We start from the raw sequence: 22,285 nt of genomic DNA, 5'->3' as shown, positions 1-22,285 counted from the left end.
CGAACCGATGAGCAAAGATGATCTTCGCACTGATGTGCGGGAAGAGTCGCCACGGCGCCAGTTTCTGAAGACCTCTGTCGCGGCCGCCGGTGCTGCTGTTGCCGGCAGTTCCCTGATGATCACCACCAACGCCAGTGCGGCGACCACCTGGAAACTCCAGTCGGTGTGGGATGCCGGTACCGTGGGTTACACCCTGTTTGAGGAGTGGTGTAACGATATGGCGGAAAAATCCGGTGGTGAACTGGTGTTCAAGCCTTTCCCGGCCAAGTCGGTGGCGGCCGACAATAACGCGCTGTTCGATGCGGTGCGTAACGGCGTGCTGCAGGGGATGAACCCGTTCACCCTGTACTGGTCCGGCAAGATTCCGGCTTCCGTATTCCTTTCATCCTACCCGGCAGGTCCAGACCAGCCACACCAGTGGGACACCATGTTCTACGCCCTGGGAATGCTGGAAAAAACCCGTGAGATCTACAAGAAGTTCGGCCTGTTCTATGTGGGCCCGATCCAGCACGACGCCAACATTATTCACTCGAAGAAACCGGTGAATAGCCTCGATGACCTCAAGGGGATGAAGATCCGTCTGCCTGGCGGCATGGTCGCCGAGGTGTTCCAGCAGTTTGGTGTTTCCACCGTCAGCCTGCCCGGTTCCGATATCTTCCCGGCGCTGGAGAAGGGCACCATCGACGCGGCCGACTACGTGGGTCCGGCTGTGAACTACGAGCTGGGCTTCTCCCAGGTCACCGATTACATCCTGTTCGGACCGCCAGGGGTGATGTCGATCTACCAGCCGGTGGACCTGATGGACCTCACCGTGAACATGCGCGCCTGGAACAACCTCGATCCGAAACTGCAGCAACTAGTGGAAGAGCAGCTGGCCAACTACTCGCAGAAGCACTACCTGACGATTCAGAAGCGAAATATCGAGGCGATGGAGAAGTTCAGGGCCGATGGCGACACCGTTTCCCGCCTCAGCCAGGAAGATCTGATGCGCTTCCGTAAGGCGGCGATTCCGGTCTGGTATCGCTGGGCCAATAAGGATGCGGATGCCCGTGCCATCTTCGACATGCAGCTCAAGTACATGATGAACGACACCGTCGGCTATATCACCGAGGAGGATATCAAGGGGATGGAGTAAGACTCCGTACCAGTGTCGATCTTTCACAGGGGGGAGCCATCCCCCCTCAGTTATAAGCAGCTGTAAGACGAAGTTGTAAGAGGTAGCCGATAATGTCCGAACTCGAAGGCTTTGGCTTTGTTCTGCCGCACTGGCTCTATTGGGGCTGGCTGGCGGTAATGCCCCTGATCCTGATGGCGCTGTGCAAACGCGCTGAGAAAAAAAAGGGAGCGCTGGGCCAGGGACACCCCGTTATGGGCGAGGTCCAGGCCGATGAGGATCCGATCATTCACCAGCATTTTGAGGGTAATGCGTTTACCCGGGTGATCGACTGGATCAGTGAAAAGTCCGGTGTGTTCGTGGCCTTCTGGACTGTGAACGCCGTCTGTTTCTATTTCTACGAAGTGGTGATGCGCTACTTCTTCAACATGCCGACCATCTGGGTGCATGAAGCCAGCTATCTGCTGCTGGGGATGCAGTACCTGCTGGCAGGCTCCTACGCCATGCTGCATGGCGCTCATGTGCGGGTGGATGTGATGTACAACCTGCTGCCGGAGCGCGGCCGGGTGGGTATGGATATCTTCACCTCCATGTTCTTCTTTATTTTCACGCTGGCGCTGGCCGGCACCTCCTGGACCTTCTTCTTCGACGCCTACTCCATGCATGAAACAACGGTGGAAACCTGGGGCATTCAGTACTGGCCGGTTAAGGGCATGATGCTGCTCGGATCTGTGCTGATCCTGCTCGCGGGCCTGTCGAAATTGATCAAGGATATCGCGCTGTTCGTGCGCATGGGACGGGAGGGTGCGCAATGAGTACTAAAGTATCTGAAGCACCGATGGTGCATAACAACGGCTCGCTGGTGGGCAAGCTGGGCACCTGGCTGATGATTGTCGCCACGGTGGTGCTGGGCTTTGTCATCCTGGTGGAAACGATCAACACGGTTTTCTACGACCCCTACGGTGATGATTACTTCCTGTTCCGCCTGGCCGGTTCATTGTCCAGCGTGGCGATAGGTCCGCTGACCTACCTGATGTTCGGCTCGCTGCTGGTGGCGTTGATGATGGGTCTGCCGCTGGCGTTTGTGACCGGCGGTCTGGGGGTCATGTTCATCTACCTGGTGGGTGATGGGATGATGCTTAACATCATTCCGGGCCGCATCTTCCCGATGATGACCAACTCCGACCTGGCGGCGATCCCGCTGTTCATCTTCATGGCGTCGATGCTGGAAAGAGCGGGCCTGATCGAAGAGATGTTCAACGTGGTCTACAAGTGGATGGGCGGCCTCAGTGGTGGCCTGGCTACGGCAACGATTATCGCTTCGACCATCCTGGCGGCGATGGTCGGTGTCATCGGCGCTGCGGTTGTGACCATGGGTATTATCGCGCTGCCGGCGATGCTGAAGCGTAACTATGACCACCAGATCGCGCTCGGCTCGATCATGGCGGGCGGTACACTGGGTATCCTGATCCCGCCGTCGATTCTCGCCATTCTTTACGCGGTGGTGGCGCAGCAGTCGGTGGGTGAGCTCTATCTGGGTGCGGTTATTCCGGGTCTGCTGCTCTCCGGTATGTATATCGCTTATGTGCTGATCCGCACCATGCTGAACCCGAAGCTGGGTCCGCCGGTGCCGGTAGAAGAACGTATCTCCTTCGGTCAAAAGCTGATGTTGCTGAAGGACCTGATCGCTCCGATCATTCTGGTGATGCTGGTGCTCGGGCTGCTGTTCGGTGGCGTGGCGACGCCGGTTGAAGCGGCGGGTATAGGCTCCTTCGGCGCCATCCTGGTGGCCTGGAAGCACGGTTCCTTCTCGGTTCAGTCGCTGCGCGATGCCTCGATCACCACCGCCAAGGCTTCTGCCATGGTGCTGTGGATCATGTTCGGCGCTTCGGTGTTCGTGGGCTTCTACATCCTCCAGGGTGGCCAGAGCTTTATCACCGAAACCATCCTCGGCACCGGTCTGTCCGCTTACGGCATCCTGTTCCTGCTGATGGTGCTGCTGGTGATTCTGGGTATGTTCCTGGACTGGGTCGGCATCCTGCTGCTGGCGGTACCGATCTTTATCCCCATCGTGCAGGCGCTGGAGTTCGACGGACTCTTCGGTCTGCCGCCAGTACCGGGCGATGATGTGGTGCTCTGGTTCGGGGTGCTCTATCTGGTGAACATGCAGATGTCCTTCCTCAGCCCACCCTTTGGCTATGCCCTGTTCTACATCCGCGGTGTCTGCCCGCCGGAGATCTCCATGGCCACGATCTTCCGCTCTTCCCTGGTATTCCTGGCCCTGCAGGCAACGGGGCTGATCCTCTGCATCCTGTTCCCGGCACTGATCACCTGGCTGCCAAACCTGGTGTACGGCTGAGGTTGAGTCAAAGAACGGCGGGGTCGTTTGAAGGCCCCGCCAGATCCACATCCAGTTAAGTTAAAGCGAGATCCGGTTATGAGTAATCGAATTCAGGTAGGTAGCCTGGGGGTTGATGTCGCCCTCTATAAGCTGATTGAAGATGAAATCGCGCCCGGTACCGGCGTGGACCCGATAGCGTTCTGGCAGGCGTTTGAGGGGATAGTGAAGGATCTTGGGCCGGTAAATCGCGCCTTGCTGAAAAAACGCGATGATCTGCAGGCGCAGATCGACCAGTGGCACCGCGCCCACAAGCATAAGCCGTTCGATGTTAAGAGCTACATGGGCTTCCTGAGTGAAATTGGCTACCTGGTCCCCGAGGGAGAGCCGTTCAACGTGACTACGGCCCATGTGGATGTGGAGATCGCCCAGGTGGCCGGTCCACAGCTGGTGGTGCCCTGCAGTAACGCCCGTTTCGCGCTCAATGCCGCCAATGCGCGCTGGGGCAGCCTTTACGATGCGCTCTATGGCACCGATGTAATTGCCGAGAGCGATGGCTGCGAGAAGGGCTCTGGCTTCAATCCCGCGCGTGGCAAAAAGGTGATCGAATGGGCGGCGCGTTTCCTCGATAGCGTGGCGCCGCTGAACGAGGGCTCCCATACCCGCGTGGTCGAATACCGCCTGCACACCGAGAAGGGCCGCATGGTGCTGTCGATGGTGCTGGATAATGGCGAGGTCACAGGCCTTTCCGACCCCACCCGCTTTGCCGGTTACCACGAGGAGGGTGCCTCCTTCGGCGTGCTGCTGCGCCATAACGGCCTGCACGTTGAGCTGCAGATCGACCCCAGCCATCCCATCGGTCAGCTCTCGCCCGCGTCGGTGAAGGATATCCTGATGGAGTCCGCCATGAGCACCATCATCGACTGCGAGGACTCGGTGGCCGCCGTGGATGCCGAGGACAAGGTGGCGGTGTACCGCAACTGGCTCGGTCTGATGATGGGCACGCTGGAGGATACCTTTGAGAAGGGCGGCAAGCAGATGACACGCCGCCTGCACGCGGACCGCACCTATTCGGCCCCCGATGGCGGAGCGCTGACGCTGCACGGGCGTAGCCTGCTGCTGGTGCGTAACGTGGGCCATCTGATGACCAACGACGCGGTGCTCGATGGTGACGGCAATGAGGTGCCCGAGGGCTTCCTCGATGCCATGGTCACCAGCCTCTGCGCCATCCACGACCTGAAAGGGCAGGGGCGTTACCGCAACAGCCGTCGCGGCAGCATCTATATCGTTAAACCGAAGATGCATGGTCCGGAAGAGGCGGCGCTGACCAATGAGCTGTTCGGCCGCGTCGAGCAGGCGCTGTCGCTGCCCGCCAATACGCTGAAGGTGGGCGTCATGGACGAGGAACGCCGCACCTCCGCCAACCTGAAAGAGACCATGCGCGCCGTCAGCGAGCGGCTCTTCTTTATCAACACCGGCTTCCTCGATCGCACCGGCGATGAGATCCACACCTGCATGGAGGGCGGCCCGGTGCTGCCCAAGGATGCGATCAAGGCCGAGCCCTGGATTCTCGCCTATGAGGACCGCAACGTGGACGCGGGCCTGGCCTGTGGCCTCGAGGGCGTGGCCCAGATCGGCAAGGGGATGTGGGCGATGCCGGACGAGATGGCGCGCATGATGGGCGCCAAGCTGGCGCATCCCCAGGCGGGCGCCAACTGTGCCTGGGTGCCGTCACCCACGGCCGCTACGCTGCACGCCACTCACTATCACCAGATCGATGTGCATCAGCGTCAGCATGAGCTGAGCGGCCGCGAGGAAGCCCCCATCGAACAGCTGCTGACACCACCGTTGCTGGGCGATACACAACTGACACCAGATCATATCCAGAGCGAGCTGGATAACAACGTACAAGGGATTCTCGGCTACGTGGTGCGCTGGGTCGGCCAGGGGATCGGCTGCTCCAAGGTGCCGGATATCCACAACGTGGGGCTGATGGAGGACCGGGCGACCCTGAGGATCTCCAGCCAGCATCTGGCCAACTGGCTGCTGCATGGCATCTGCACCGACGACCAGGTCAGCGACACCCTGAAGCGTATGGCCAGGGTTGTGGATAAACAGAACGCCGGCGATCCGGCCTACCAGCCGATGGCGTCGGATCTGGAGAACAGCATTCCGTTCCAGGCCGCCTGCGATCTGATCTTCAAGGGCTGCGACCAGCCCAACGGCTATACCGAACCGCTGCTGCACGCCCATCGTCGGGCGCAGAAAGCCAAACACTAATCGGGAAACAGGTATCAACATGCTGACAATAAAAAGACTGGACCTGCAGGATGCGCGGCTGCTTATGGAGGGCGCCTGCGCCAAGGCGCGGGAGATCGGCGTGCCCATGTGCATCGCCGTGGTCGATGAATCCGGCAACCTGGTGGCGTTTGAGCGCATGAACGGCGGCAAGATCACCAGCGTCACCATCGCCCAGGACAAGGCCTATACGGCGGCAGCCGCGAAAAAAGCGACCCACGAATATAACGAGAAGTGCGTGCCGGGCAGCCTGGTATTCGGTATCCACACTTCCATGGGCGGGCGCCTGTGCGTGGTTGGCGGCGGTCTGCCGGTCACCGTGGATGATCAGGTGGTGGGTGGGATCGGCCTGAGCTCCGGCACACCGCAGCAGGATATGGAGTGCGCCCAGGCCGGTATCGATCACTTTCTTAGAACCCGAGCCGGGGTCTGAGCAGAGAGTTGGCAGAAAGCCTGAGGTAAGTGAGGTGAAAGCCGATGAGTAACGCGGGAAAACGGGTCGATCGCGAGGCGCTGGCGCAGCGGTTTCGCCAGTTTATCGACCCGGAATATGTGATCAGCGATGACGAGACGCTCAAGCCCTATGAGTGCGACGGTCTCTCGGTCTACTGCGAGCAGCCGATGCTGGTGGTGCTGCCGGAAACCGTAGAACAGGCGCAGCAGGTGCTGCGCATCTGCCACCAGGAGGGCGTTCCGGTGGTGGCTCGTGGTGCCGGCACCGGGCTCTGCGCTGGCGCCATGCCGCACCCCGAGGGAGTGGTGCTATCGATGGCCAAGTTCGACCGGATTCTGGAGATCGATACCCTGGCCCGGGCGGCGCGGGTGCAGCCCGGCGTACGCAACCTGGCGATCAGCGAAGCGGCCGGTAAGAACGGCCTTTACTACGGCCCCGATCCCTCGTCGCAGATCGCCTGCACCATTGGCGGCAATGTGGCGGAAAACTCCGGCGGCGTGCACTGTCTGAAATATGGCCTAACCGTGCATAACCTGCTCAGCGTCGACCTGCTCACCGTGGAGGGCGAACGCCTGACCCTGGGTAGCGAGGGGCTGGACTGTTACGGCATGGACCTGATGGCGCTGATGACCGGCTCCGAAGGGCTGCTTGGCATCGTCACAGAGGTACGCGTGAAATTGCTGCCCAAGCCCGAAGTCGCCCAGGTGGTCATGGCCGGGTTTGATTCGGTACAGACCGCCGGTGATGCGGTGGGAGCGATCATCGCCGAGGGGATAATTCCCGGCGGACTGGAGATGATGGATGGTCACGCCATCGTTGCGGCCGAGGCCTTTGCCAAGGCAGGTTATCCCACCGAAGCCCAGGCGCTGCTTCTTTGCGAAGTGGATGGCACTTCAGAAGAGGTTCACGAGCATATCGATGCGGTGGAGAGCCTGTTCAAACGTCTTGGTGCCACCTCGGTACGCACCTCCCACAACGAGGAGGAGCGTGCGCGGCTCTGGCAGGGGCGCAAGTCGGCGTTCCCGGCGGTGGGGCGTATCTCGCCGGATTACTACTGCATGGATGGCACTATTCCCCGCGGGCAGCTGGCGCATGTACTCACCGAGATGGACCGCAAATCCCAGGAGTGCGGCCTGCGTGTGGCCAACGTATTCCACGCCGGTGATGGCAACCTGCATCCGCTGATCCTGTTCGATGCCAACGTACCCGGTGAGCTGGAAAAGACCGAGGCCTTCGGCGCCTGGATTCTCGAACTCTGCGTCGAAGTGGGCGGCTGTATTACCGGCGAACACGGCGTCGGTGTGGAGAAAATCCGCCAGATGCCGGCCCAGTTTAATGACTCTGAGATCGAGCAGTTCCACCGTATCAAGGCCGCCTTCGATCCGGCCGGCACGCTGAATCCGGGCAAGGGAATACCCACCCTGAGGCAGTGCCAGGAGTACCGGTCGCTGGATAAGGATATAGAGCCCAACGCGGGTGCAGCTGCTCAGCTTCATGCTCACGACCATGATCACGGACAGGGAGGGCATCACCATGGCTGATATCACCAATCTATTGGTTGAGCAGGTGCTCGCCGCCCGCGAACAGAAGCAGCCGCTGCGCATTGTCGGCGGTGGCAGCAAGGACTTTATGGGGCGGGCTGTGGATATGTCTCTGTCCGAGCTGAACCTGGCAGAGCACAGCGGCATCGTCAGTTACCACCCCGTGGAGCTGGTGCTCACCGCCCGCGCCGGCACGCCGTTGACCGAGCTGGAAACCGCGCTGGCCGAGAATAACCAGATGCTGTCGTTTGAACCTCCAAGGTTTGGCGAAGGCTCCACGCTGGGCGGCACCCTGGCCACGAACCTCTCCGGCCCGGGACGTCCCTGGTGGAGCTCGGTGCGTGATCAGGTGCTTGGTATCCGCCTGATCAATGGCTATGGCGAGCATCTGCGCTTCGGCGGCCAGGTGATGAAAAACGTGGCCGGATACGATGTGTCGCGACTCCAGGCGGGTGCCCTGGGTACCCTGGGCGCGATGACTGAAGTGAGCCTTAAGGTACTGCCCAAACCTGCCTCCACCCGCACCCTGGTCAGCGATTGCGAGCTGGGTGAGGCGGTCTCGATCATGAACCAGAGAGCGGCACAGCCCAAGCCGATTACCGCAGCCTGCTGGCTCGACAACAGGCTCTACATACGTTTATCCGGAGCTCACTCAGCGGTGGATGCTACCGCCGCTCAGTGGGGCGGTGAGGAGCTCGAAGATGCCGATGTTTTCTGGCAGCAGCTGCGCGATCAGCAGCTGGAGTTCTTCAGCACCGATCAGCCGCTCTGGCGTTTCTCCGTCAATCCCACCGCAAGGATGCCACAGCTCTCTGGCGGATGGCTGGTGGATTGGGGCGGCGCCCAGCGCTGGTATAGCGGCGCAGCCGACTTTGCCGAGATGGAGCAGATCGCAAAAGCGGCGGGCGGGCAGGTGAGCCTGTTCCGTGGGGGCGATCGCAGCGGCGAGGTTATGCACAGCCCCTCACCTGCGGCGCAGGTGCTGCAACAGCGGTTGAAACAGGCATTCGATCCGGACGGGCTGTTCAACCCCGGTCGGCTCTATAGCTGGATGTAGATCGATATGAAAACAGAGATTTTGCAAATCTATCAGGCCAGCCCCGAAGGTCAGGAGGCGGAAGAGATTTTGCGCAGTTGCGTGCACTGCGGCTTCTGCACAGCCACCTGTCCCACATATCAGGAGCTGAATGACGAACGTGACGGCCCGCGCGGCCGTATCTATCTGATCAAACAGTTACTCGAGACCGGCCAGGTGACGGAAAAGACCCGCACTCACCTGGATCGTTGCCTCACCTGTCGCAGCTGTGAAACCACCTGCCCCTCCGGCGTGAAGTATGGTCGCCTGGTGGATATCGGCCGTGGCCTGGTGGAGGAGAAGCTGGAGCGGCCCACCAAAGAGAAACTTATGCGCTGGGGGCTGCGCAAGGTGCTGCCCTATCCGGGACGCTTTGGCCCCTTGATGAAAATGGGCCAGCTGGCGCGTCCGCTGTTGCCGGCGCAGCTGAAAACCAAGGTGCCGCCGAAACGCAGTGCCTCGCCCTGGCCGGCGGAACGTCATGAGCGGGTGATGCTGGCGCTGGCGGGCTGTGCCCAGTCTTCGGCGGCGCCCAACACCAACGCTGCTGCGGCGCGGGTGCTAAACCGATTGGGGATTACCTTGGTGGAAGCGCCGAAGGCGGGTTGCTGTGGCGCCGTCAGCTACCATCTGTCTGCCCATGATGAGGGGCTGGATTTTATGCGCCGTAATATCGATGCCTGGTGGCCGGCGATTGAAGCCGGCTGCGAGGCGATCGTGATGACTGCGTCGGGCTGCGGCGCCATGGTGCAGGAGTATGGCCACCTGTTACGTCATGACCGCAAATATGCGGAGAAAGCGAAGCGGGTTAGCGAGATGACCAAAGACCTGTCGGAAGTGCTGCTTGGCGAGGATCTTAGCGTGCTGAAGATGCAGCGGGGCGACGGCAAGGTGGCCGTGCACTGCCCCTGCACCCTGCAACATGCGATGAAGCAGGGCGGCAGTGTGGATAAGGTGCTGCAGGCGGTGGGCTTTACGCTGGCGCAAACGGAGGAGAAACACCTCTGTTGCGGCTCTGCAGGCACCTATTCGGTGTTACAGCCGAAGATGAGCAAGCGACTGTTGGACAACAAGATCCGCGCCCTCACCGGCGATGGGCCAGAGAAGATCGTCACCGCCAATATCGGCTGTCAGCTGCATATCGAGACCCAATCCCCGGTGCCGGTACAGCACTGGATCGAGCTGCTCGACACCTGATCCAGGCCGTTAGGCTTTAGGACTGACTCATCAAGCGTGCGTGGACTCGAATATCTTATCCGCGTTGCCCTCGATAAAGCCCTGGAAGAGCTTGCCCGGTGACTCCTCGTAGCGCCGGGCGAACTCATAAAAACAGCTCGGCACCCGGTGGGTATCGCCGCCGGGGAAAGTCACGGCGATCCTGTCGGCCAGGGTCGATGACTGTTCGAGCAGCACCGCGGCTGAGCCTTTGACCTCCCCGCCCACATCGTTCAGCCCATAGCCCTTGGCTTTTAGCAGGTGGTTGACCGCTTCCAGCGTCTGCATCGTCTCCAGGTGATTGATGCTGACGGTGAAGTGGTTTGCCCTCAGGCCCAGCACCGATAGCCAGGCGGCATATTCGCTTTCATCCCTGAGCGCGCAGTAGGCATCGTAGCTTGGCATCGCCCAGAGCGGGCCATGCCAGAACAGGTTCGGATCCTCCACGGCGTTTTTGGGAATCTGCGCGATCAGGGTGTGGATAATCGCCTGGGTGCGCTCGGACAGGCGTTCAAACTCCAGCTCACTGAGGAATATCTTCGGTGCCAGCTCGTCCACCTCATGGCAATAGGCGCGGGCGCGTAGTTTCTTGGTATCGAACGTGTACTGGCCGAAGGCGTGGTAACCGAGCTGCTCGAGCAGCGGCTCCAGCCGCTCCAGCTCAATCGGGCTCTGGGCAAAGGTGCGAAACGCCACGTGGTCGTTGACGATGGTTTCGCCACGCTCGATAAACAGCTGCTGAATCGCTTCAGCCTGGGGTGCGATATCGACGTAATCGCGCCATAAATGCTGGAAGAACTGATGATGGTTCACAGCTCACCTCCCTCCGGTCTGACCGGCTTTGAGGTTCTCCCGTACCCTGAAAGGTAGTGGGTCGCTGTCTATCTGTCGAAAACCGAAGCTGCATCAGCGGATGCCAAGTACCTCGAAGCGCCCCTGTACCTGGAGGTTGATGGTGATGGCGCGATCGCTGTCATTACGCCAGTACCAGCCGTGAGACCCATCGAAGGGTGCGGTCAGGGTACCTTCAAGCCCGGTAACCTCGCCCAGGGAGTAACTCTCAAAGTAACCCGTGGTGTCGCCCGCCGGCTCACCGTGAAAGTCCACATGTACGACATGTTCGCCGCTGCTCCACTGGTAGGCGAACTTGTCGCCCTGGCCAAGCTGAAATTTGTACTCAATATCCTTGCCCGCGGGCAGAGAGAGCTGAATCTCGTGACGGGAATAGCTGCCCGTATTCGCTCGGCTACCTGGGTCTTCCGGCGCTGTTTCTGCGTCAGCTGTCCCGGGCTGAGACAACGCGATAAGACCGCTGAACTGGCCAAAACCGGTTGGGTCGATACCGAACTCCGCCGGCAGAATGACACAGGTATAGACCAGCGCGGCCACGCCGCTGGCGAGGCCACAAAGCTTGGTCAGCGATGTGGCTGAGCGGGTGTGTGGCGTTGAGGAAGAGAGATCAGACATAGATACCTCAGGAAAGGTAGTAACCGGTGAGCTGGTAGCCGGTGAGCATCAGCCCCAGGCTGATCAGAGCGGTATTGGCGGTCAGGGCAAAGCGGGGGAAACCGGGCAGTCGCCGCCATTGCGTCACCAGCGTCAGGATCAGGAAAAGCGCAGCCAGCTGGCCCAGTTCGACGCCCAGGTTAAACGCCATCAGGTTAGCCAGCATACCTTCGTCGCGGTTGATCAGTTGCTGCAGTTTGGTGGCCAGGCCGAAACCGTGGAACAGGCCAAAGATCAGCACGGCGATACGGGTATCCGGCTGATAGCCGAGCAGGCGTTTGAAACCGCCGAGGTTATCAAAGCCCTTATAGACCACTGAAAGGCCGATGATGGCATCGATCAGCCAGGGATTCAGGTTGATCTCATACAGGGTCCCATAGATCAGCGTGAGGCTGTGGCCAAGGGTAAACAGACTGACGTAAAGCAGAATCTCGCGGGGGCGGAACAGAAAGAAGATCACGCCGGTCAGGAACAGCAGGTGATCGTAACCGGTGATCATATGTTTGGCGCCGATATAGATAAACGGCAGGATCGCTTGGCCTGTCTGACCGCTGAGAAAGGCTTTGGAGCTCTCATCCACGCCGTGGGCGTAAATGCCTGTGCTTACCGCTGTCAAAACCAGCAATGTCGCCCACGCAAATACTCGGCTTGATATCAGCCTTGGCCTGACACTGGATGCGAACCCCGGTACAGGTTTTTGAGTGAGGAGAGGTTCTGACATGTGATAACCAGACTTTGCACAGTTTGGCTTCAGCCTAGTGGGGTCATGCCCGGCCTTGAATAGGACTCTGGCGCTGGATGGCAGGTACTTTGGTATCAAACAGCTGTTGGAAGCCCGTCTGAGCCCGGCTAAAGCCGGCGAAGGGCTCACTCGGAGGATAGAACGCTGTCGATTAAAAAACAGTCAATCTGTAACTTTCTGTCGTCAAAATATCGGCCTCGTTCCCGAACCTCTCATATTAAGAACTCAAAACGGACGGTCCGATATGAAGCCTTCTCTGCTCGCATCCGCGCTCTCCATGGCGCTTGTCTTACCCCTTGCCGGAACTGCACAGGCCGCTGTCTCGCTGACACAGGTGGGTCACTTTGCAGAAACCTGTAGCGATACTGAAGATGGCGGATGCACGGAGATTGCGGCTTACAGCAAGACCGCTCAGCGTCTGTACGTGACTAACGGCACCGATAACAAGCTGCGTATCCTCAACGTATCGGAGAGCGGCGCGCTGGCGCCCATGGCCGAGAACAGCGGCGTGGTGAGCGAGATCGACCTTTCGGTCTATGGTGGCGGGCCGAACAGCGTGGCGGTCTATGGCGAGTGGGTCGCCGTTGCGGTGCAGGCCGACAATAAACAGTCCAACGGCTTGGTGCTGGTGTTCGATCTGGACGGCAACCTGGAACGCAAAATCAAGGTCGGTGCGCTGCCGGATATGCTCACCTTCAGCCCTGACGGCCGCTACCTGCTTGTGGCTAACGAAGGCGAGCCGAGCGATGCCTACAGCCGCGATCCCAAGGGGTCGATCAGCATCATAAACACCCAGCGCAACTGGCTGGTGAAAACTGCCGGTTTCGCTCATTTCAACAATCAGGGGCAGGGCAAGGGTTCCGCCGAGCTGACCGGCGATGTGCGTATCTTTGGCCCGAACGCCACAGTGGCTCAGGATCTGGAGCCGGAATATATCGCCGTATCGCCGGACTCCTCCACCGCCTGGGTCTCCCTGCAGGAAAACAACGCGCTGGCGATTGTGGATATCGCCAAGGCAGAGGTGACCGACGTGGTCAGCCTGGGTTTCAAGGATCATCTGCTGCTCGCCAACTCGCTGGATGTGAGCGATAAAGACGATGACGAGAACGGTGGCATCAATCTGAAAAACTGGCCGGTGCTGGGCATGTACCAGCCTGACGCCATCGCGCCGCTGGTGATCGATGATCAGGTTTATATCCTCTCCGCCAACGAGGGTGATGCCCGCGATTACGACGGTTACTCGGAAGAGGAGCGGGTTAAGGATCTGGAGCTGGATGAGGCCGCCTTTGCCGATTTCCTGGCTGAAAAGGGAATGACCCTGGATGAGCTTCAGGCTAACGAAAACCTGGGGCGTCTGAATGTCACCACCTCACACGGTGATGACAACGGCGACGGCAAGTTTGAAAAACTTTACGCCTACGGAGCGCGCTCGTTCTCGGTCTGGAACAGCGACGCCGAGCTGGTCTGGGATTCCGCCAACCAGTTTGAAACCCTGCTGAAGCAGTTCGCCGAAGACGATGACATGGATGTCTGGGAAGATAGCCGCAGCGACAACAAGGGGCCTGAGCCGGAGTCGATCACCGTTGGCGAAATCGATGATGTGCCCTATGCCTTTATCGGCCTGGAGCGCACCAGCGGCGTCTTCGTTTACGATATGACTAACCCGGCCATGCCGCAGCCGGTCAGTTTCTTTGATCTGGAGCCGGCGGGCGATATCAGCCCGGAAGGTTTGATGTTCGTTAAAGAGGGCGCTCACAACTGGCTGGTCGTCACCAGCGAGGTGAGCAGCACCGTTTCCATCTATGAGGTCAGTGTGAGCGACTGAGTTGAGCGCGGGTCATGACTGGCGTTAAACAAGGCCCCCAGAGTAAATCTTTGGGGGCCTTGTTTTCTTTGGACGCTTTTTCACGACTTTTACTCAAAAACTCGAAATTCCCACCATATTGTTAGATACCCCTTGGCTTAGAACGGATTAACCAGCACTCTTTGGCTTAGGGTGCATCAACAGTATTCGGTCACTGCCGCCTGCGGCTGAATCAGCGGGACTGAATCACCAGATCAAACCACTAGACCCTATAAGCAAGCTGCCTGAATGGATGAGGCGTAAATGGATATTTTTGCCATGTTTTTCGCGGGACTCGGTCTGTTTTTCATCGGGTTGCGCGGCTTTGCCAACAGTTTCAAAAGCAGTAACGGTCGCCTGTTTCATAGTTTGGTCAAGCTGGCCGGTAAGCGGCGAGAACTCACCGTACTGATCGGCACCTTCGCCGGAGCGATCACTCAGAGCGGGGTTGCCGTTGCCTACATGATTATTTCGCTGGGCGCCGCCGGCGCGATCAACGTGCGTCGCGCGGTGCCGCTGATCGGCTGGGCCAACGTGGGCACCACGGGGCTGGTGCTGCTGGCGGCCTTCGATATCTACCTGATGATCTACCTGATGCTGGGCGTCGTCGGCGTCGGTTACTACCTCAGGCTCTATGATAGCGAGCGCTTTCGCTTTCCTCTGGCGGCCCTGCTAGGCCTGGGGCTGCTGTTATTGGGTCTCGCGACGCTGAAGAGCGGTGCTTCCCATCTCAACGAGGTGGTTTGGGTCAATGAGATCCTCTCCACCTCACCGCCTTCGCTGGTGTTGCTGTTTTTGGCGGCGGTGCTTTTCGGCACGATTGCCCAGTCATCGGCCACGGCCGCGGCTATATCCGTGACGCTGATCGTTGCCGGTCTGTTCAACATGGATCAGGCGCTGGTGGTGCTGTTCGGCGCCAATCTGGGTTCGGCGATCTGTGTCTATATACTGGGTCGCGGCATGACCGGTGTCGGCATGCAACTGGTGCTGATGCAGGTCTGGTCCAAGGCGCTTTCCGTGCTGGTTTTGCTGCCTGTGCTGATCTTCGAGCTCAACAGCGACTACCCCGGGCTGGAAACACTAGCCGCGATGCTCACCGAGGATGCGGGGCTGCAGTTGACGCTGGTCTCCCTGATCATTCAGCTGGTCGGTGCGCTGATGCTGAGTTACCTCGGTGACACCTTGATGGATATCGCAGAGAAGGTGGCGCCGGAGGGCAGGGCGGAAACCATGGGGCGGCCCAAGTATCTGTTCGATCAGGCGCTGAATGACCCGGAATCTGCCATGGATCTGGTTGGCAAGGAGCAGGCGCGGCTGGTGGCGCGTCTGCCGCATTACCTCGATTCGCTGCGCAGCGAGGCACAGCCCGGTGCTCTGCCGGTCATACAGCTGCACACCGCCAGTCTGAGTCTGGCCGCGCATTGCCGGCGGTTTATCTCAGAACTGACCGTGCGCACCCGCTCGGCGCCTTCGCTGGAGCGCATTGCCGGCATGCAGTCCCGCAACGAGACGCTGGTGCATATGTTGGAGGGCTGCCAGGAGCTCAGCGCCAGCCTCGCCCACCCCTTCGGAGAACCTATGGCGCAGCGGATGCGGAACAGCATTATCGAGGGGCTGCATGCGCTGCTGCTGACGTTGGAGGACAGCCTGAACGATCCCGAAGATGACTGTGAAATTCTGCTGCTGATGAGCAGCGACCGCTCCGGCCTGATGGAGCAGTTTCGCAGCGACCTGCTGGATAGCGAGGCGTCACTGAGCATGGAAAGCCGACGCGCCCTGTTTACTACGACCACACTGTTTGAACGCCTGGTGTGGCAGATCCACAATTTTGCCCGGGTGCTGGCCCGTTCCGATCGTCAGCGCGAGAACGGTGTGGAAAGCGATCTGGCTTCGCTGGAGTCAGCGCTCTGACTTTTTTCGAGGGTGAACTCAAGTGTGAGCTTGGTTGCGCAGTCAGTTGAGCCGCATCACCAGGTAGACGATCACGGCCGCCAGCAGTGCGCTGACGCCCTGCCAGAACTGCACCGGGTTGCGCTCGATCAGCGGCGGCCGGTTGCGGCTCAGGAACGCCTGGCCGGGCTTGCGCAGATCGTGGATAAACTCGGACAGTTCGTCGTAGCGCTTGAGCGGATCGGGGTTTAACGCCTTTTTCAGCGTGGCGTCGATCCAGGCCGGAATCTCCCGCTCGTCATCAAGCACCGGGTCGTACTGCAGACGCCGTTGCGCTGCCCGGGTGCGCGCGCGAGCCACCTGCGGGCCGTAGGGAAAGCGCCCCGACAGCATCTGGTAGGTGATCACCGCCAGGGAGTATAGATCGGAACGGGGCGAGGCCGGCTCACCCAGAAAATACTCCGGTGCGGTGTAGAGTGCGGTGCCTAGGATGGCTGGCTGATCCTGCCCAAGCAGGGTTTCATCGATACCGGCCACGCGGGTGGAGCCGAAGTCGATAATCTTCACCGTGCCGCTGTTGTCGATCATCAGGTTATCGGGCTTGAGGTCCTGGTGAAGCATCTCCAGACGATGGAAGGCGCGCAGGCCTCGGGCGATCTGTTCAATGATATCGCGCACCTTCTCCAGATCCGGCGCCGGGTTATCGATCAGCCACTGCGCCAGAGTCTGGCCCTCAATGTATTCGCTCAGGGTGTAGAGACAGCTTTTCGGGCGTGCACTCTGTACCGCCTGCAGCACATGGGGACTGTTCAGGCGCCTGGCGATCCACTCCTCCATCATGAAGCGTTCGAGATAGGCCGGATCCTCCCCCAGGTCGATGGAGGGCGTTTTCAGAATCACCCGCTCGCCGCTATCGTTATCCACAGCCAGGTAGACATGGCTGCGGCTGGTGGCGTGAATCTCGCGGACGATCCTGTAGCCATCCAGCTCGGCACCAGCTTCCAGCGGTGGTGGCAGCGGCAGGTTATCGACCTGCAGCGACAGCGCAGACTCCTCCGGCCGGGGCAGGGCGTCGACACGGACGATCTGCAGGCTCAGGTTGTCGGGGCTGCCCTGCTCAAACGCCTGGTGCACTATCGCCTCTGCGGCCCGGTCCAGATCGTCGCGGTGCTCCTGGATAGCGTAGAGGATGAAGGTGGCGTCCACATGTTCGTAGACACCGTCGGTGGCGAGCAGGAAGGTATCGCCCACCGCTAGCGGCAGCGCTTCATAATCCAGCTCCAGATGATCCTCGATACCGAGCGCGCGGCTTAAGTAGCTCTCCTCCTGGGATACCCAGAGGCGGTGGTCCTTGGTCAGCTGCTCAAGGCCGTTTCCCCGGGCGCGGTAGATACGGCTGTCGCCGGCGTGAAACAGGTGCGCGGTGGTGCTTTTCAGCACCAGGGCGCTGAAGGTGCAGACATAGCCTCGATCCCTCTCATAGCGGTACTCGCTGCGCCGGGTCTGGGAGCAGAGCCAGGAGTTACTGGCCTGAATCACCCTTGCGGCGGCGGTTTTTACTGTCCAGGCGTCGGAGGTGCAGAAGTAGTCATCAAGAAAGGTTTTGACGGCGGCGGCGCTGGCGATCTGGCTCACCGGGCTGGAACTGATGCCATCGGCGATGGCCAGGGCTGCGCCCTTGAGGGTCAACTGGGGCTCTTCCGGCACCAGCACGCCGTGGAAATCCTGGTTCTGTTGCTTTCTGCCCTTGTCCGAAAACTGGCCGATGCTGAGTCGCAGTGAGTTGCTCATGCGTCCATACCGCTGGAAACAGAGGAAAGCCCGGCCAGAGGGCCGGGCTTGGTGAGTTGCTTTAGCCGTTTCAGACGGAGGCTGAACCCGGCTTGCCGGCTGTTGCGGAAGTCTGTGCAGCCACCTTGCGCTTGGCGCCGGTGCGGACGTGAGTGGTGTACAGGGTCAGGCCGGTGAAGGCGAGACCGCCGACCAGGTTACCCAGAGCAGTGGGGATCTCGTTCCAGATCAGGTAGTCGGCCACGGAGAAGTCACCGCCCATGATCATGGCGAACGGGAACAGAAACATGTTGACCACGGAGTGCTCGAAACCCATGAAGAAGAACAGCATGATCGGCATCCACATCGCCAGCACCTTGCCGCTGACATGGGTAGAGATCATCGCGCCGACAACACCCATGGAAACCATCCAGTTACACAGCATGCCGCGGATAAAAATGGTGATCCAGCCATCAACGCCGTAGGCGGCGTAGCCAACGGTACGGGCTTCGCCGATACCGGATACTTTCTCGGCGATGGCACCGCCATCGGTGTTGTAACCCATGGTGAAGATGTAGGACATCATCACTGCCACGGTGAAGGCGCCGGCAAAGTTACCCACAAATACCAGGCCCCAGTTGCGCAGGATCTGTGACGGGGTGACGCCGGGACGTTTGTCGAGCCAAGCCAGCGGGGTGAGCATGAATACGCCGGTGAGCAGGTCGAAGCCCATCAGGTAGAGCATGCAGAAACCGACAGGGAACAGAATCGCGCCGATCAGGAAAACACCGGTCTGCACCGCCACGGTGACGGCGAAAACGGCGGCCAGTGCCAGAATCGCACCGGCCATGTAGGCGCGGATCAGGGTGTCACGGGTGGACATGTGGATCTTGGATTCGCCTGCATCGACCATCTTGGTCACAAACTCGGAAGGGATCAGGTAAGCCATGGTTAATTGCCTCTGTTTAAGCAGTTAAGTCATCACACACGGAATCGGTTGTGCTGGAGCTTGCAAAAAAAAACGCCCACTTCCCGCCTTCTGTAAAAGAGGAGGGAGGTGGACGCCGTTGTCCGGAAACTCTCAGCTTGTTAGTCGGAGCCATTACTGACTCAGATACAGGGACTAAAGCAACCGGTGTGCCAAGTTTTTAAAACGCGCGGAGCCGCAGAATATCAACAGAAATAGCTGTATTAGAGATCTGTTTAGCGATCGAGAATGTTTGTCATTGGTGCGGCCGGGCCGTTTTTTGCGCTAGTTTGGAGCCCTGCGTGCCGTTTTGTGTCCGCCTTTTATCCGCTCAACATCGGCAATCACCTTTTCGGCTACCTCGATCAGGCGCTTTTTCTGTGACATGGCGCTCTGCTGGAGGGTCCGAAACGCCTGCTCCTCATCCAGCCCATGGTACTGCATCAAAAGACCCTTGGCGCGCTCCAGCAGCTTGCGTTCAGACAGCGCCTGACGCGCGGCGCCCAGTTCGCTGCTCATCTGCTTCAGGCTTTCTGCCTGCTGCTGCACCAGGCCGTAGAGCGAGCGCACCCAGTCGGCGCCACCGGCAGCGCCGGCGGGCGGCAAGGCGGAGGTGTAGCCCAGCAGCAGGGTCAGCGGTGAGGGAGCCTGGCTGTCGGCAGAGCTTTCCAGTGAGGACTGCAGCGATGCCAGGCTGGCGCGCTGGTTTTTTAGGTCGCTGTTGGCCTGCTGGACGCGTTCGTCGCTCAGGGTCAGCAGCAGGTCGGCCAGTTCCCGCTCCAACACCTGCATCGCATCGATACGCCGGGTGGCCAGGTCGTACCAGACCTCGCTGATATCGGGCGGTACCCCGGCGCCAGGCGTCAGCCTTGCGATCACCTGCCGTAGCCGCATGAACTCATCGGTTTCGGGTTGCTCCAGCAGCATCTGCCAGGCATCCAGTTGCGGTTGCAGGGCAAACTCTTTGAACGTGGAAAAACAGTGCTCCTGGGCTTCGATCAGGTTGCCTATGCGTTCGAGAAGCTCGGCACTGAACTCCCCTGCGGCGATGCCGCTGACCGCCCAGGCGCGCTCCTGGCCGGCGTACTCCTTGCCCTGCATCAGGTTGAACATCGCCACCAGTTGACGGGTGATCTCCGGGTCATCGGAGATATCCGCCGCCTCGAAGATAACACCCAGTAGTGACTCCATCAGCCGGCTGTAGGCCTGGGTGCTCTGCTCGGGCTTAAGCTCAAGCTGATCTACCGCCTGACGCAGGCCGGGCAGGGCATCCAGGCCATGAAGAACGTGAGCAAGATTGTTGAACAGGCGTGCGCGACCGGCCAGGGGGCCGGTTTCCAGATCTAGCTGTTCGAGGCCGATACGGAAGTCGGCTTCCGCCCGGCGGGCGCTGTCGATCTGGGCCAGCCGCTGATCACAGAGGCGGGTGCCGCCGGATGCCAGGTAGACATTGGACAGCCCGCGTTCCCGCTGCAGTTCGTGGATCAGGTTGCTGACCTGGGTGACTTGGGTACAGCTGGCCATCAACTGCTTCAACGATGCGATTTCGGACTGTTTGGATGCGAGGAAAAACGCCTCGATTCTCTGCTGACTCTGCGGCATGCTCGGCTCCATTTACGGAATAGGCTCCGGGAAATGTGGACAGGGGCACCTGCCGAAGCTCGTACTACAGGTTTGATGAACAGGGGGCTTGCTTAACCCCTAAGCTATTGCAAAAGCGGGGCCTGGGCAAAGGTCGTCTGCAAAAGCCTTCTTTGCATAAGTGAGTTGTCAGGGCTCGCTCTTGGCTAGCTTTGGGCCTTGGGGGGTTGTCAGATGCTCAAGCGCAGCAGATGCGGGCCGATAACCTTATTAGGAGTCTGCTTCACAAAATGAAGGATGGTTGATTTTTAAGTGTATGTTATTAAATGACTTAATGGTCGGTGGTGATGCGGCTAAAGTATTGTTTATCAATAAAATGTTGAAGCTTTAAACTTTGTCGCTTGCAGGTTTTGTGGTACGAGTATTGCTTTATTTCCCGAATCTGTAATAAAGATGTTTGTAACAATATGCCGGTATCGTTTCTTTGCTCGCAAAGTCGTTGCCCATCCGCCGCTCGCATCAAGTGCTTGCAACATCAGCTCACTTGACCAGCTACGGTTCCAGTGCATATCTTGAAGACTTGTCCGATTTTATTTTGACGCTAGGTGTTACCTTGGATATCAATCAGGAAGTTGAACGACTTCGTCAGATTCCGATGTTCGCGAAAGTGGATATTTCGAAGCTGAAGCTGCTGGCGTTTACGAGTCAATTGCTGACCTGCAAGCCCGGTGAAGTCCTGATCAAGGTAAACGATCCTTCGGACTGTGTTTATCTGGTGATGGATGGTGAACTGGAAATCGTTTCCCTGACCACTTGTGGGCGGGAACAGTCCATTGTCCGCCAGCGTGGCGACGTGATTGGTGAAATCGCGGTTATTGCCAAAAGCCGCCGTACAGCGACCGTCAGGGCGCTGACCGAGGCCCGAGTACTGCGCATAGAGGCTGATGCCTTTATCGATATGATGACCAGAAACTCCGACGTGGCGCTCGACGTGATGCGTCAGCTCTGCGATAAGCTGGCTCAGGCGATGCAGATCAACGAGAGCCTGCAGGCGCGCCTGTCGGAACTAAAGCAAGAGAAGTGCAGCGAGTGAATGCCGATCGTTTCAAGCAGCTGTGGACACGCAACGTCACTGCTTCCAGCAGTAGCGGCGATGCCGAGTGGGTCTGCGCCTACCTGGAAAAACAGTATCGGCATGCCGAGCGCTACTACCACGATTTCAGCCATATCGATGAATGCCTGAAGTGGCTGGATCTTTATGCTGATACCGTTGAGGATGCCGATGCGGTAGAGCTGTCGATCTGGTTCCACGATGCTTGTTATCTCCCCACGCCTATCGGCCATGAAGAGCGCAGCGCACAGCTGTTTGCACGGATGGTCGGAGAGGGCATGGCCGCCGAGCGGCGCGAGAAGATCGTCCGCATGATTGGCTACACCACCCATACAACGCCGCCGCAAAGTGCGGAAGAAGCGCTGATGGTCGATATCGACATGGCGAGCTTTGCCCGTCCCTGGCATCAGTACCTGGTCGATACCGTGCATTGCCGCCTTGAGCGTCACTGGCTCACTGATCTGGAGTTCTGCGAAAGCCAGATCGGCTTCCTGCAGCGGATGCTTGAACGCCCCAGTTTCTATTACAGCGAAGCGTTTCAGCAGCATCACGAACAGGACGCCCGCAACAACATGCTGCGCATGATCGACCTGCTGCAGAAGCGCCGCGTAAGACTCGGTCACCGCATCGCGGTGGGTCAGCGCTAGGTCCGTAGATACCGGGAAAGCTGACCGCTTTCACCGCATTTCTGTTATCCATCACTTTTTATCTTCATGCCTGAACGCTAGCCTCCCGCACAGCTTTTTATGGCTTGAGCACGGCTGCTTACTGGGCGTCGTTATGACGCTATAAGTAAACAATCTTCGCTGTGAAGGAATCGGCGGAGCGACTTCAGATTCA

General features: G+C 59.3%; 19 protein-coding genes. 12 read left to right on the top strand and 7 right to left on the bottom strand.

What is annotated here, in order from left to right; all coding sequences use genetic code 11:
- Positions 1-7 precede the first annotated feature (7 nt).
- The 8 genes from dctP (at position 8) to glcF (ending at position 10,017) form a co-directional block, all read left to right on the top strand.
- Positions 8-1,135, top strand: coding sequence for a TRAP transporter substrate-binding protein DctP (gene dctP, locus C4S72_RS20185; RefSeq protein ID WP_104004991.1), 1,128 nt, complete (start codon positions 8-10; stop codon positions 1,133-1,135).
- A gap of 92 nt (positions 1,136-1,227) precedes the next feature.
- Entirely contained in the window at positions 1,228-1,929 is a 702-nt protein-coding gene (locus C4S72_RS20180) for a TRAP transporter small permease subunit (protein ID WP_104004990.1), read from the top strand.
- Positions 1,926-3,473: a TRAP transporter large permease gene (locus C4S72_RS20175; protein ID WP_104004989.1), complete on the top strand. Its 1,548-nt coding sequence runs from the start codon at positions 1,926-1,928 to the stop codon at positions 3,471-3,473. Before C4S72_RS20180 ends, C4S72_RS20175 begins: the two co-directional genes overlap by 4 nt.
- 78 nt (positions 3,474-3,551) lie before the next feature.
- On the top strand, positions 3,552-5,732 hold the full coding sequence (locus tag C4S72_RS20170) for a malate synthase G (protein WP_104004988.1): 2,181 nt from the start codon (positions 3,552-3,554) through the stop codon (positions 5,730-5,732).
- Positions 5,733-5,751: 19 nt separating this feature from the next.
- The gene (locus C4S72_RS20165; protein WP_104004987.1) at positions 5,752-6,183 is read left to right on the top strand and encodes a GlcG/HbpS family heme-binding protein; all 432 of its coding nucleotides are present in this window, start codon (positions 5,752-5,754) and stop codon (positions 6,181-6,183) included.
- A gap of 44 nt (positions 6,184-6,227) precedes the next feature.
- Positions 6,228-7,745 (top strand): FAD-linked oxidase C-terminal domain-containing protein, encoded by a 1,518-nt coding sequence (locus C4S72_RS20160; protein WP_104004986.1) that lies wholly within the window; start codon positions 6,228-6,230, stop codon positions 7,743-7,745.
- A complete protein-coding gene (gene glcE, locus C4S72_RS20155; protein WP_104004985.1) occupies positions 7,738-8,802 on the top strand; it encodes a glycolate oxidase subunit GlcE in 1,065 nt (354 codons plus the stop codon). Before C4S72_RS20160 ends, glcE begins: the two co-directional genes overlap by 8 nt.
- A 6-nt stretch (positions 8,803-8,808) precedes the next feature.
- Complete coding sequence (gene glcF, locus C4S72_RS20150; protein WP_104004984.1) at positions 8,809-10,017, top strand: glycolate oxidase subunit GlcF; 1,209 nt, start codon at positions 8,809-8,811, stop codon at positions 10,015-10,017.
- A 30-nt stretch (positions 10,018-10,047) separates the two neighbouring features.
- Here the strand turns inward: glcF and C4S72_RS20145 are convergent, their stop codons facing one another.
- From C4S72_RS20145 to C4S72_RS20135, 3 genes are all read right to left on the bottom strand, one after another.
- Positions 10,048-10,848, bottom strand: coding sequence for a DUF1338 domain-containing protein (locus C4S72_RS20145; protein ID WP_104004983.1), 801 nt, complete (start codon positions 10,846-10,848; stop codon positions 10,048-10,050).
- Positions 10,849-10,941: 93 nt separating this feature from the next.
- The gene (locus tag C4S72_RS20140) at positions 10,942-11,502 is read right to left on the bottom strand and encodes a hypothetical protein (protein WP_104004982.1); all 561 of its coding nucleotides are present in this window, start codon (positions 11,500-11,502) and stop codon (positions 10,942-10,944) included.
- A 7-nt stretch (positions 11,503-11,509) separates the two neighbouring features.
- On the bottom strand, positions 11,510-12,157 hold the full coding sequence (locus tag C4S72_RS20135; RefSeq protein WP_235009210.1) for a HupE/UreJ family protein: 648 nt from the start codon (positions 12,155-12,157) through the stop codon (positions 11,510-11,512).
- A 370-nt stretch (positions 12,158-12,527) separates the two neighbouring features.
- Between C4S72_RS20135 and C4S72_RS20130 the strand changes: the two genes are divergently transcribed.
- Both C4S72_RS20130 and C4S72_RS20125 read left to right on the top strand, forming a co-directional pair.
- Entirely contained in the window at positions 12,528-14,108 is a 1,581-nt protein-coding gene (locus C4S72_RS20130; protein ID WP_104004980.1) for a choice-of-anchor I family protein, read from the top strand.
- A gap of 282 nt (positions 14,109-14,390) precedes the next feature.
- Positions 14,391-16,037: a Na/Pi symporter gene (locus C4S72_RS20125; RefSeq protein ID WP_104004979.1), complete on the top strand. Its 1,647-nt coding sequence runs from the start codon at positions 14,391-14,393 to the stop codon at positions 16,035-16,037.
- 42 nt (positions 16,038-16,079) lie between these two features.
- Here the strand turns inward: C4S72_RS20125 and C4S72_RS20120 are convergent, their stop codons facing one another.
- The 4 genes from C4S72_RS20120 to C4S72_RS25815 all read right to left on the bottom strand — a co-directional run bounded on the left by C4S72_RS20120 (position 16,080) and on the right by C4S72_RS25815 (position 20,870).
- Entirely contained in the window at positions 16,080-17,807 is a 1,728-nt protein-coding gene (locus C4S72_RS20120; protein ID WP_104004978.1) for a bifunctional protein-serine/threonine kinase/phosphatase, read from the bottom strand.
- 70 nt (positions 17,808-17,877) lie between these two features.
- Complete coding sequence (locus tag C4S72_RS20115; RefSeq protein ID WP_104004977.1) at positions 17,878-18,735, bottom strand: formate/nitrite transporter family protein; 858 nt, start codon at positions 18,733-18,735, stop codon at positions 17,878-17,880.
- A gap of 303 nt (positions 18,736-19,038) precedes the next feature.
- Complete coding sequence (locus C4S72_RS20110) at positions 19,039-20,355, bottom strand: nitrate regulatory protein (RefSeq protein ID WP_160115556.1); 1,317 nt, start codon at positions 20,353-20,355, stop codon at positions 19,039-19,041.
- Between the two features lie 347 nt (positions 20,356-20,702).
- The gene (locus C4S72_RS25815) at positions 20,703-20,870 is read right to left on the bottom strand and encodes a hypothetical protein (RefSeq protein WP_160115555.1); all 168 of its coding nucleotides are present in this window, start codon (positions 20,868-20,870) and stop codon (positions 20,703-20,705) included.
- 77 nt (positions 20,871-20,947) lie between these two features.
- Between C4S72_RS25815 and C4S72_RS20105 the strand changes: the two genes are divergently transcribed.
- Together C4S72_RS20105 and C4S72_RS20100 are read left to right on the top strand one after the other, a co-directional pair.
- Positions 20,948-21,427, top strand: a complete 480-nt coding sequence (locus tag C4S72_RS20105; protein WP_104004975.1) for a cyclic nucleotide-binding domain-containing protein — start codon at positions 20,948-20,950, stop codon at positions 21,425-21,427.
- Complete coding sequence (locus tag C4S72_RS20100; RefSeq protein ID WP_104004974.1) at positions 21,424-22,092, top strand: HD domain-containing protein; 669 nt, start codon at positions 21,424-21,426, stop codon at positions 22,090-22,092. Before C4S72_RS20105 ends, C4S72_RS20100 begins: the two co-directional genes overlap by 4 nt.
- Positions 22,093-22,285 lie beyond the last annotated feature (193 nt).

The sequence above is a fragment of the Marinobacterium lutimaris genome, assembly GCF_900108065.1.
Taxonomy (GTDB): domain Bacteria; phylum Pseudomonadota; class Gammaproteobacteria; order Pseudomonadales; family Balneatricaceae; genus Marinobacterium_D; species Marinobacterium_D lutimaris.
This window is presented reverse-complemented; position numbering and strand designations above follow the sequence as displayed.